Origin of the sequence: Snodgrassella sp. CS2 (genome assembly GCF_050310315.1) — a bacterium.
GTDB classification, from domain to species: domain Bacteria; phylum Pseudomonadota; class Gammaproteobacteria; order Burkholderiales; family Neisseriaceae; genus Snodgrassella; species Snodgrassella alvi_E.
Map to the genome: position 1 here is coordinate 210,746 of NZ_JBNPBA010000004.1, position 12,270 is coordinate 223,015.

12 protein-coding genes are annotated in these 12,270 nt (G+C 42.7%); 11 read left to right on the forward strand and 1 reads right to left on the reverse strand.

Features of this window, described 5'->3' with window-relative positions; translation table 11 throughout:
- Positions 1-17 precede the first annotated feature (17 nt).
- From ACQP6D_RS07700 to ACQP6D_RS07750, 11 genes are all read left to right on the forward strand, one after another.
- Complete coding sequence (locus ACQP6D_RS07700) at positions 18-1,331, forward strand: NCS2 family permease (protein WP_100141135.1); 1,314 nt, start codon at positions 18-20, stop codon at positions 1,329-1,331.
- Between the two features lie 125 nt (positions 1,332-1,456).
- Positions 1,457-2,020 (forward strand): beta-class carbonic anhydrase, encoded by a 564-nt coding sequence (locus ACQP6D_RS07705; RefSeq protein WP_100141136.1) that lies wholly within the window; start codon positions 1,457-1,459, stop codon positions 2,018-2,020.
- Positions 2,017-2,652, forward strand: a complete 636-nt coding sequence (nadD, locus tag ACQP6D_RS07710; protein WP_427857841.1) for a nicotinate-nucleotide adenylyltransferase — start codon at positions 2,017-2,019, stop codon at positions 2,650-2,652. Before ACQP6D_RS07705 ends, nadD begins: the two co-directional genes overlap by 4 nt.
- A gap of 63 nt (positions 2,653-2,715) precedes the next feature.
- Complete coding sequence (gene rsfS / locus ACQP6D_RS07715; protein ID WP_100141138.1) at positions 2,716-3,105, forward strand: ribosome silencing factor; 390 nt, start codon at positions 2,716-2,718, stop codon at positions 3,103-3,105.
- 26 nt (positions 3,106-3,131) lie between these two features.
- Positions 3,132-3,602, forward strand: coding sequence for a 23S rRNA (pseudouridine(1915)-N(3))-methyltransferase RlmH (rlmH, locus tag ACQP6D_RS07720; RefSeq protein ID WP_100141139.1), 471 nt, complete (start codon positions 3,132-3,134; stop codon positions 3,600-3,602).
- Positions 3,603-3,812: 210 nt separating this feature from the next.
- Positions 3,813-5,693: a 1-deoxy-D-xylulose-5-phosphate synthase gene (dxs, locus tag ACQP6D_RS07725; RefSeq protein WP_427857842.1), complete on the forward strand. Its 1,881-nt coding sequence runs from the start codon at positions 3,813-3,815 to the stop codon at positions 5,691-5,693.
- Positions 5,694-6,248: 555 nt separating this feature from the next.
- On the forward strand, positions 6,249-7,253 hold the full coding sequence (gene dusB, locus ACQP6D_RS07730; RefSeq protein WP_427857843.1) for a tRNA dihydrouridine synthase DusB: 1,005 nt from the start codon (positions 6,249-6,251) through the stop codon (positions 7,251-7,253).
- Positions 7,254-7,284: 31 nt separating this feature from the next.
- Entirely contained in the window at positions 7,285-7,530 is a 246-nt protein-coding gene (locus ACQP6D_RS07735; protein ID WP_100141142.1) for a helix-turn-helix domain-containing protein, read from the forward strand.
- A 32-nt stretch (positions 7,531-7,562) separates the two neighbouring features.
- A complete protein-coding gene (purH, locus tag ACQP6D_RS07740; RefSeq protein ID WP_427857844.1) occupies positions 7,563-9,137 on the forward strand; it encodes a bifunctional phosphoribosylaminoimidazolecarboxamide formyltransferase/IMP cyclohydrolase in 1,575 nt (524 codons plus the stop codon).
- 76 nt (positions 9,138-9,213) lie between these two features.
- Positions 9,214-10,020 (forward strand): sulfite exporter TauE/SafE family protein, encoded by an 807-nt coding sequence (locus ACQP6D_RS07745; protein ID WP_427857845.1) that lies wholly within the window; start codon positions 9,214-9,216, stop codon positions 10,018-10,020.
- 19 nt (positions 10,021-10,039) lie between these two features.
- Entirely contained in the window at positions 10,040-10,675 is a 636-nt protein-coding gene (locus ACQP6D_RS07750) for an MBL fold metallo-hydrolase (RefSeq protein ID WP_427857846.1), read from the forward strand.
- Positions 10,676-10,826: 151 nt separating this feature from the next.
- Here ACQP6D_RS07750 and ACQP6D_RS07755 read toward each other — a convergent pair whose 3' ends face one another.
- Positions 10,827-12,113 (reverse strand): AmpG family muropeptide MFS transporter, encoded by a 1,287-nt coding sequence (locus ACQP6D_RS07755; protein ID WP_100156672.1) that lies wholly within the window; start codon positions 12,111-12,113, stop codon positions 10,827-10,829.
- Between the last annotated feature and the right edge of the window lie 157 nt (positions 12,114-12,270).

Here is a 12,270-nt window from a genome sequence, read left to right on the forward strand (position 1 = left end):
TATTAAAAGGAATTGGCATGAGCCCAGTGGGTATTTCTTTTTTGGATCGTTTTTTTAAAATTAAAGAAAGTGGCAGTAGTGTGCGCACTGAGGTGCTGGCAGGCCTGACTACTTTTTTGGCAATGAGTTATATTCTGGTAGTCAACCCATCCATTCTGAAGGATGCAGGAATGGATTTCGGTGCCGTTTTTGTGGCTACCTGTATTTCCTCGGCATTTGCTTGCATGATGATGGGACTAATAGCAAATTATCCGATTGCTCTGGCACCGGGTATGGGACTGAATGCCTATTTTACCTATGCAGTAGTGAAAGGTATGGGTATTTCATGGCAAGTGGCGTTGGGCGCGGTTTTTGTTTCGGGTATCATTTTTATTATCCTGAGCTTATTTAAGGTGCGCGAGGCAATAGTGAATTCTTTACCGAATTCGCTTAAGTTTTCCATTGGTGGGGGTATTGGGCTGTTTCTTGCTCTGGTAGCCTTAAAAAGTGCCGGTGTTGTGGTTTCTAATCCGGCAACTTTGGTTAGTTTGGGCGATATTCATTCACCTCAGGTATTGATGACAATTGTTGGGTTCTGCTTTATCGTCACATTGGAGCATTTTCGGGTACGCGGCGGGATTATTATTGGTATTTTAACCATTACGGCTGTGGCTTCGTTGATGGGTATCAATCAGTTTCAGGGTGTGTTTGCACCAGTACCTTCATTAGCTCCTACTTTCTTACAGCTGGATTTTCATGATTTATTTACCATGAGTCTGGTAAGTGTTATTTTTGTTTTTTTCTTTGTCGATTTATTTGACAGTACAGGGGTTCTGATTGGCGTAGCTGGTCGCGCAGGGTTGTTAGTAGACGGCAAGTTGCCACGGGTGAAAAAAGCATTGTTGGCTGATTCTACGGCCATTGTGGTGGGAGCTGGACTAGGTACTTCTTCTACTACGGCTTATGTGGAATCAGCAGCGGGCGCGGCTGCTGGCGGGCGCACAGGTTTAACGGCGGTTGTAGTAGGTATTTTGATGCTGGCAAGTTTATGGTTTTCTAAACTGGCTGCGAGTGTTCCTCCCTATGCGACTGCTCCTGCATTGATGTATGTTGGCGTGCTGATGATGCGCAGTATGACTGAGATTGACTGGAAAGATGTTTCTGAAGCAGCGCCAGCATTTTTTACTCTGATTTTTATGCCTTTCGCTTATTCTATTGCGGATGGTATTGCCATGGGCTTTATCAGTTATGCCCTGATTAAATTGTTCTGTGGTAGGGTTAAAGATGTATCTTATATGGTATGGATAATTGCGGTTTTATGGGCATTTAAACTTTTATGGCTTGGAGCATAATGTAGTTTGGTTGATAACAGGCAGCCGTTATGGCTGCCTGAATATTTTTAGCCGCGGTCTTGAATGCTGATTGTACCCGATATGATTCGTAATCACTGATTTATATAAATGATAATGGAGAAATGATGTCTTTAATTGATGAGATTATGGACTTTAATCAGAAGTTTGTGGATGCTGAAGAATACGAGCAGTTTTTTACTGACAAATATCCTGAAAAAAATCTGGCCATTGTGTCTTGTATGGACGCAAGAATTCTGGATTTGCTGCCTCGGGCGCTAGGATTGAAAAATGGGGATGCCAAAGTGATTCGCAATGCCGGTGCTTTGGTTACTCATCCGTGGGGTTCAGTGATGCGCTCGTTGCTGGTGGCAGTCTTTGAAATGAACGTACACGAAATCATGGTAATTGGGCATTATGACTGTGGTATGCAGGAGTTACATGTACCAGATATGTTGGATCGTATGCGCGCACGTGGTATCAGTGATGAACGTTTGGAGATACTGGAGAATGCTGGTGTGGATTTTCATAAGTGGTTGACAGATTTTGATAGTGTGGAAGACGCGATTATGCATTCTGTTAATATGATACGTAAGCATCCGTTGATGCCAAGTGAAATAAAGGTACACGGTCTGGTGATCCATCCCATTACGGGAAAACTGAATATTGTGGTGAATGGAAATAAAGTATGAAGCGAGTTGGTTTGTTTGGTGGTACGTTCGATCCGCCACACAATGGCCATATTCATATTGCGCAGGCTTTTGCAGATGAATTAAAGCTGGATAATGTGATATTTATTCCGGCTGGTGATCCATATCATAAACTGAGACAGTCTAATTCAACCGCAGAACAACGGTTGTACATGGTAGAGCAGGTAATTGCTATGGATAAACGTTTCAGTGTTTCTGATTGTGATGTGCGGCGTAAAGGACCTACCTATACGATTGATACGGTTTCTTTATTTCGACAGGTGTTTACACAGACACAGTTATGGTGGTTGCTGGGTATGGATTCATTATTACAATTGCCTAAATGGTATCGTTATCAGGCTTTATTGCAAAGTGTGAATCTAGCTATTGCTCAGCGTGGCGAACAAGGTTTAACTGAGTTGCCGAATGATTTACAGGGTTGGCTACCAGAAGCTTTGGCTAAGAATTTGACTACACCAGACGGTGCGGATGGCGGTCGGGCTAAATTATTACAGGCATCATTTTTACCGGTAAGTTCACATGAAATCCGTGCAGAATGGCCAAAAGGAAAGCATGATGATGTACCGGCTGCAGTAGCCAAATATATCGACCAAGAAAACCTTTATCGGGCATAATTTGCCTGTTTTAATGCATTTTCGAGCAGGAAATGCTTTTTTACACATTAGGAAATAAACAGTATGGATGAAAATCTTATCGCTCAATGGGACAATATGGTTGCCATTTGCGTGGATGCACTTGAAGATATTAAGGGTAAAGATATTACTGTGTTGGATACTTCAGCACAAACTTCGCTGTTTTCGCGAATGATTATTGCCAGTGGTGACAGTACGCGTCAGGTAAAAGCGCTGGCTAACAATGTGGCTGTAGAATTAAAAGAAGCTGGTTATGAAATTATCAGTACTGAGGGGCTGGATAGTGGTGAATGGGCTCTGGTTGATGCAGGTGATCTTGTCGTACATGTAATGCAGCCAGCGGTGCGTGATTATTATGATATAGAAGCATTATGGGGTGGTGAGAAGCCTTCTTTTCATGCTGGCGCAGCTAAACCATGGCAGGCTGCTGATTGACGGATTCTGATTTTTTTTGTGATTGAATGAATATTACCGTATTGGCTGTAGGAACGAAGATGCCGCAATGGGTGGATCATGCGGTGCGTGATTACAGCAAAAGATTTGGCCGAGAAATTCAGTTTCAGCTTAAAGAAATCAAACCTGAAAAACGAGGTGCCGGTGTTAATGCCGCGCAGGCTATGGCAGCTGAAGAACAGCGCATTGTTGCAGCCATACCCGCACATAGTTATCTGATTGTATTGGATGAGCGTGGTAAGGCACCCACTTCAATGGAACTGGCCGATAGTTTAAAGAAATGGCAGCAGCAGGGCGACAATCTGTGTTTTATTATTGGTGGAGCTGATGGCATGACGACCAATTTGAAACAGCGGGCAAATATGTTGATGCGATTGTCGAGCCTGACTTTACCGCACGGAATGGTACGGGTGTTGCTGACTGAGCAGCTATATCGTGCTCAGTCTATTCTGCATAATCATCCCTACCATCGTGAATAATTTCTTAAGGTAGTTACTGCCTCTGGTAGCAGAGCTTATGTGGCTGGAGGTGCTAATTATTTATAATTAATCTAGATTGAAATAATGTCCTGACATAGAATGAATACCCCCGAACAGGGGGTAGGCTAGTATATAATTGCGCTGCAATCAGATTGGTAATGCTAATAGCCTATATTGTCTGAATTTATTCATAATAAGTAAAGTCTGATCATGAATCCTACCCCTCTCCTTGATACAATTGATCTACCACAGGATTTGCGTCGTTTGCAAAAAAGCCAGTTACCCCAACTGGCAGATGAATTGCGCGCGTATTTGCTGGAATCAGTAAGCAAGACAGGGGGGCACTTTGCGAGTAATTTGGGTGCAGTTGAGTTAACTGTAGCCCTACACTATGTGTACCAGACGCCACAGGATCATTTGGTATGGGATGTGGGTCATCAGAGTTATCCGCATAAAATTTTGACCGGACGTAAAGGAAAAATGGCTACGATGCGCCAGTTTGGCGGTCTGGCTGGATTTCCGAAACGCAGTGAATCTGAATACGACGTATTTGGTGTAGGCCATTCTTCTACCTCTATCGGTGCGGCATTGGGTATGGCGGTGGCCGATAAATTGCAGCACAGAAACAATCGAAGTGTGGCGATTATTGGTGATGGTGCTATGACAGCAGGGCAGGCATTTGAAGCATTGAATAATGCTGGTGATATGGACGTGGATTTACTTGTTATTTTAAATGACAATGAGATGTCTATTTCTCCTAATGTTGGTGCTCTTCCGAAATATCTGGCCAGAAATCCTTTGCATGATGTTAAAGGACTGGTGAAATCAATTAAGCAAAAATCAGAAAAGGTTTTGGGTATGGTACCCGGGGCGCTGGATGTAGCCCAGCGGGTAGAAAACAAAATCAAAGGCCTAATTGAAGAAAGTACCACTTCGGAAACGCTGTCCTTATTCGATAATTTTGGCTTTACTTATTCTGGACCAGTTGATGGACATGATGTTATTCAGCTTGTAGATGTGCTTCAGGATATGCGCAACCGGAAAGGGCCGCAATTATTGCATATCATTACCAAAAAAGGCCAAGGTTATAAACTGGCAGAAAATGATCCTGTAACTTTTCACGCTGTCAGTGCTTTTGATCCGGCTCAGGGCCTGTATTCATCTGGTGCAATTGCTTCCAAACCGACTTATACCCAGATTTTCAGCCAATGGATAATTGATCAGGCAGCGGCAGATAAAAAACTGCTGGCTATTACCCCTGCTATGCGAGAAGGCAGTGGACTGGTGGAGTTTGCTCGTCGTTATCCCGAACGTTATTTTGATGTCGGAATTGCGGAGCAGCATGCAGTCACGTTTGCGGCAGGTCTGGCCTGTGAGCAAATGAAGCCGGTAGTAGCTATTTATTCCACTTTTCTGCAACGAGCGTATGATCAGCTCATTCACGATGTTGCTTTGCAGAATTTACCAGTTTTGTTTGCTATTGACCGTGGCGGAATTGTAGGTGCTGATGGTCCGACACATGCAGGTGTTTATGATTTAAGCTATCTTCGTTGTGTGCCTAATTTGGTTATTGCCGTACCAAGCGATGAACATGAATGTCGTTTACTGCTATCTAGCTGTTACCAGCTCAATCAGCCAGCTGCTGTACGCTATCCTAGAGGGGCAGGTACAGGTGTACCAGCTGGTACGAATTTGGCAACTGTAGCAATTGGTAAGGGGGTAGTACGTCGTCAGGGGCAAAGGATTGGTTTAATTGCATTTGGAAGTATGGTATCAGCTGCTATGTGTGTAGCGGATGCTATCGACGCTACAGTGGCTGATATGCGGTTTGTTAAACCACTGGATACCGAACTTTTACTTCATCTGGCTGCTGAACATGATTATTTGGTGACCATTGAAGAAAATAGTAGGATTGGTGGAGCTGGTAGTGCAGTGCTTGAAGTGCTGGCACAGCATAATTTAGTCAAACCGGTTCTCACACTGGGCATACCTGATATTGTAACTGAGCATGGTGATTCAGCACAGCTATTAGATCAGATGGGACTGAGTGCTGCCAAAATTCAGCAACACATTCTTGATTGGCTTGTTTAGTTTTTAGCTAAATTTCTGGTTTAGGCTTGGTTTCAATGTTCTAAATCTTCTAAGCATATTTGACATAAATTCTTATGGTTGCAGTTGCAAATTAAATAGCAGCTAATCTAACAGCCAGAAAAAATCAGGTGCTATGCTTTTTTTCAACATTATATTGATTCAATTGTTAATATATGATGATATGGTTTAAAAACCTATTTTCGTTGGACGTTTTCTTATAGTGATTTTAGTCAGTTTTCAGTAGCTAATTTTAGTTATATGCGAATCAATTCAATAATTAAATCTGTTATTCGTCAGTTTTAATATTTCTTCATTAGCTGCTTTTTGGTTATTACTGATGTCTTTAGTTGGTTGAAAATTTAATTTAATATCTTACACAAAAACTTTGCTGTAATGGCTTCTGCTTAAAACGAATTTCCATTTTACAAGTAGTAGAAAGGATGCAGCATCACTTCTCTTTGGTTAAATATTGGTATTTATATTTGGAGTGATTGCCTAAAAAATGTACAATAATTCACCTCTGAATATTGTTTTCCCATAATTAGTTTACTGAATATGCAAATAGGTTGTTATCAGCTGACAGCCCCTGTTGCGTTGGCTCCCATGGCTGGTATAACTGATAAACCCTTTCGCCAGCTGTGTCGTGAGTTCGGAGCCGGCTGGGCAGTCAGTGAAATGATTACCAGTGATCCAAGCCTGCAATATACTCGTAAAACTTTGCAGCGAGCAGATTATAAGGGTGAAAGCGGTATCAAGGTAGTTCAGATAGCTGGAAGTGAACCGCAGCAACTGGCAGAAGCTGCACGCTATAATGTTGCCCGTGGTGCAGACGTCATTGATATCAATATGGGTTGTCCAGCCAAAAAGGTTTGTAATGTACTGTCAGGCAGTGCTTTATTACAGAATGAATCATTGGTTGAAGCAATTTTACAGGCTGTAGTTAATGCAGTAGATGTGCCAGTAACTTTGAAAACAAGGCTTGGGTGGGATGATGAGCATCGCAATATACTAACCATTGCCCATCTGGCGCAGGAGGCAGGAATTGCCGCTCTGGCTGTACATGGCCGTACACGTACACAAATGTATCGTGGTGAAGCGAGCTATGATCTGATTGCTCAGGTACGTCAGCAAATAAACCTGCCATTGTGGGTTAATGGAGATATAACCAGTCCACAAAAAGCCTTAAAAGTATGGCAGCAGACTGAGGCTGATGGCGTGATGGTGGGGCGCGCAGCTCAGGGGCAACCGTGGCTGTTTCGAGATCTTGTGCATTATCATCAGTATGGATGTTTGCCCCCCTCTTTGACGGTAGCGCAGCATGCACAGGTTATAATAGGACATATTGTGGCTATGCATCAATTCTATGGTGATATAACGGGTGTCCGTATTGCCCGTAAGCATATTGGCTGGTACGTCGCTGCCTTACCGCAGGGCGAGCATTTTCGCAATCAGGTCAATGGCGTGAACGATGCGAAGATTCAGTTACAGCTGATTAATGATTTTTTAGACAGGCAGGTAGCACAACTATCGGTATGGCCTTGCTCCTATCGGCAGCAGTAACTGTTTGCCTTGTCATACGAGGATAATATAAATGAGTGAAGCACCCAAAGTAAGTATCGCTCAATGTATAGAGGTCAATGTAAGGCAATATTTTGCAGATCTGGATGGAGAAACACCTTGTGCTGTTTATGATATGGTGTTGCAGCAGATGGAATTACCATTGTTGCGTTGTGTGATGGATGTTTGTGAACACAATCAGACTCGCGCTGCACAAATTCTGGGTCTCAATCGCAATACTCTGCGAAAAAAATTAATGCAGTATCATTTGCTGGACTAAGGCAGTTTCAACTGAATACTAAGGGAGATGTCATGGTGGGAATCAAACGGGCACTGATCAGCGTGTCTGATAAAACTGGCGTGGTTGATTTTGCGCGTCAGTTAGCACAACTGGGCGTTGAATTACTGTCAACCGGAGGAACTGCCAGTCTATTGGCCAAAGAAAATATAGCGGTGACTGAAGTAGCAGACCATACTGGATTTCCGGAAATGCTGGATGGGCGAGTAAAGACACTACACCCTAAAATCCATGGTGGTATTCTGGCACGGCGTGATAATGCTAAACACATGAATCAGCTTGCAGCACAAGCTATCGGAACCATAGATCTTGTATGTGTAAACCTGTACCCTTTTGCTGCAACTGTTGCGAAACAGGATTGTACATTGGAAGACGCTATCGAAAATATCGATATCGGTGGTCCTGCAATGGTTCGCTCTGCCGCCAAAAACTGGCGTGATGTGGCTATTGTAACTGATAGTAATGATTATACTGCCATAATCGATGAAATCAGAAAGCAAAGTGGCCTGTCTGAGCAAACCCGATTTAATCTAGCACGCAAAGCTTTTGCGCATACAGCTCAATATGACGGTATGATTGCCAATTATCTGACACGCATTGACGATAAGAATTTATCTGGAATACCAGATTTACAAACCTTTTCCCAGCAATATAACCAAAGTTGGCTGAAAATTCAGGATTTACGCTATGGCGAAAATCCACATCAGCAGGCTGCCTTTTACCGGGATTTGCAGCCTGCTGAAGGCAGTCTCGCTAAATATCAGCAACTGCAGGGAAAAGAATTATCTTACAACAATATTGCGGACGCCGATGCAGCATGGGAAGCAGTCAAATCTTTTACTCAGCCGGCCTGTGTTATTGTCAAACATGCTAATCCTTGTGGCGTTGCCGTAGCCAGTGACACTTTAACCGCTTACCAATTAGCGCTGGCGACCGATACAACCAGTGCATTTGGAGGAATTATTGCCTTCAATCGTGAAGTAGATGCGGCCACTGTAGAAGCCGTAACCGGTCAGTTCCTCGAAGTTTTATTGGCTCCTGCTTTCACAGACGAAGCCAAGGTCATCATAGCGGCCAAAAAGAATGTCCGAGTACTGGAAATTCCTTTGTCTGCCGGAGCAAATCAGTTTGAATTAAAACGTGTTGGTGGTGGTCTGCTGGTGCAGACACCAGACAGGCACTATATCGATGCAGGTGATTTAAAGGTCGTAACAGTAAGAGTACCCAGCGAACAGGAAATTAAAGACTTACTATTTGTATGGAATGTAGCTAAGTATGTGAAATCTAATGCTATTGTATTTGGTAAAAACGGGCAGACGTATGGTATAGGAGCAGGACAAATGAGCCGTGTCGATTCCACGCGAATTGCTGCGCGAAAAGCACAGGATGCTGGCTTCGAATTAAACGGTGCCTGTGCCGCTTCAGATGCTTTTTTTCCATTTAGAGACGGTGTGGATGTGATTGCTGCACAAGGTATCAAAGCCATTATCCAGCCCGGTGGTTCTGTTCGGGATGAGGAAGTAATAGCTGCTGCCAATGAACATGGAATTGCTATGGTGGTCACAGGCGTGCGCCACTTCCGCCATTAATTTTTTCCATGACTTTGATACAAAAGCTACTATTTTTGTTTATCTTCTGACCAAAAATTGTAATTAAGCTAATTTTATGGAACTGCTTACTTATTTATTAATAGGTGCTGTAGCAGGCTTCGCTGCTGGACTGTTTGGCGTTGGTGGTGGTTTGATTGTTGTACCTATTCTGTATATCGTCTTTATGCATGCAGGTTATGGTGAAGCGGTCACGATGCATCTGGCGCTGGGTACTTCTCTAGCAACCATCATGGTTACTTCTATTAGTTCCATGCTGGCGCATAACAAAAATCATGCAGTAATCTGGCCAGTTGTTGGGCGTTTAACACCTGGTCTTGTATTGGGTTCGTTTGGCGGTGCAGCCATCGCAGATGCATTATCAGGAGAAAAGCTTCAACTGGTTATTGGTATTTTTACCCTTTTGGTTGGTATCAATATGTTTCGCACCGCCTGCAGTCAACAAAATTTACAGCAAACTCAGTTGGTTAATTCTCACTGGCACTGGTTGGCTGGTGTAATCATCGGTATTGCGTCAGCTTTGTTTGGTATTGGCGGGGGCAGTCTAACGGTACCTTATCTAAATCGAAGTGGACTAGCTATGCAGCAAGCTGTAGGTACTTCTGCCGCATGTGGTCTGCCAATTGCGCTTGCTGGTGCCATAGGCTTTATGTTTTTTGGTGCCCATGAACAAATTCATATTGAGCATACCATAGGATATGTTCATATTTATGCGTTTATTGGCATCAGTTTCATGAGTTTTATCACAGCCAGACAGGGTGCTAAAGTGGCGCATTATCTTTCACCTAGAAAGCTGAAAAAATGTTTTGCTTGTCTGCTGCTCTTCATGAGCCTGTATTTTTTGAGCAAAGCTGTATTGTTATAACTGATAAGCGAGGTAATAAATGGCTTTAAACGTGCAGATCTTACCCGTAACACCATTTCAACAGAATGCTGCATTATTATGGGATGATGTCAGCAAAGAAGCCGTATTAACAGATGTAGGTGGTGAAGCTGAACGCTTACTGAAGGCAGTAGAAACACATCAGCTGAACTTAAAAGCTATTTGGTTAACACATGGGCACCTTGACCATGCAAGCGGCGTAGAAGAATTAACTACCTTGCAGCCGGTACCCGTTTTGGGGCCGCATCAAGCTGACAACTACTGGTTGCAGGCGTTGCCAGATGTGACTGCCAGTTATGGTTTTCCCATTAGTCAGCCATTTATACCAACACGCTGGTTGAAGGAAGGAGAAGCATTAAAAGTAGGTGAGCATACATTTATCGTTTTTCACATACCAGGCCACACTCCAGGCCATGTTGTATTTTACAGTCAGGCTAATAAATTGCTGATAGCAGGTGATGTGTTATTTCGAGAATCTATCGGCCGTACAGATTTCCCTGGTGGTAATCATTCTGATCTAATCCGCGGTATTCAGGAAAAGCTATTATCTTTGCCTGATGATACCCGCGTATTACCAGGCCATGGCTCCATGACTACCATAGGTCACGAAAAGCAGCATAATCCATTTTTGCATTAATCTAACCAGCAGCCGTATTTTCTAATGAATTTATAATATAGACAAAGTTTTTTCGCGAATAATATATAGAAATTTGGGTGAAAAAACACTATCTATATGATATTAAATTGCTGCCGAATGAACTTTTTATCAGAATGAATCTTAGTTATGCTTAAATGCCTGTTACTTTTTTATTCCATGGTGCGACCTTCAACAACAGCAACATTCCTGGAATGGCCAGAAAAAAGCATAACCAGAAAAAGCTCACATAACCTAGCCAGTTAATCAAATATCCAGTAGTAGCATTAATCAATGTTCTAGGCACAGCAGCCAGACTAGTAAACAGTGCTAGTTGAGTAGCAGTATAAGCAGGATTAGTTTCTTTGGCCATGTAGGCCACAAATGCTGCCGTACCCAAACCAACACCAATAGCTTCAAATCCTATAACCAAAGCCAAAGTAAAAAGCTCTTTAGAACCAATATGGATAAAAGGCCCCTGACTGGCCAGCCAGGCAAATCCTAGGATAGAAAAAACCTGAACTAGACCGAATAACCATAGCGCCCGATTTATACCCAGCTTAATCATCCATATACCGCCAAGAATTCCGGCGATAATTGTTGGCCATAAGCCAGCATTTTTGGCTATCAGACCAATATCCATCTTACTAAAGCCCATATCCATATAAAATGGTGTGGCCAGAGCGGTAGCCATACTGTCACCAAGCTTGTACAAAAAGATAAAAAACAGTACTAGTAAAGCACTTTTAACACCTTTTCGTGCAAAAAATTCTTTAAAAGGCTCAACTACAGTTTCTTTAAAAGTTTTGGGTACAGTTATCGGTAAAGTGGGTTCGTGAGCTAAAAATAAAGTCATAAATATACCCGGCAACATAAATAACGCAGTAATAGCAAATACTGTCGGCCAAGGATAGATATCTGCCAGAATAAGAGACACAGAGCCGGGTACAAGAGCCGCAATACGATAAGCATTTACATGGATTGCATTGCCCAGTCCTAGTTCACTATCAGGTAATATTTCTCGCCGGAATGCATCCAATACAATATCCTGACTGGCCGCAAAAAAAGCCACAAACAGAGATAAAATTTTAATGAGATTCATATTTTGCTGAGGACTGAGCAGCATATAACCGAGAATAGACAACAATAAAGCTGACTGTGTGACAAACATCCATCCACGCCGTCTTCCTAACCATGGAAATTGCACAGCATCCATTAGAGGGGACCATAAAAATTTCCATGTGAATGGCAGACCAATAATAGAAAACAATCCTATAGTCTTTAAATCCACACCTTCATTACGCAGCCAGGCAGGAACGAGATTTATCAGAAAGTACAGTGGCAAACCTGAACTGAAACCTGTAAACACACAAATCAGCATATGCTGACTAAAAATTCGCTGCCAGATAGATGGAGGCGATTGATGAGCGTTCTGAGTCATACAGCAATAATCCAACAGCAAATTACATATGTCTAAGAGAATGCATAAATCCGAATTATTTATGCAGAAGTATAAGTTTACCTAGCCAGCAAGCTGACAATTAAACGCTATTGTACGCCAGATTTAAACAAGACAAAGGTTGCAATAAAAGCTTAAT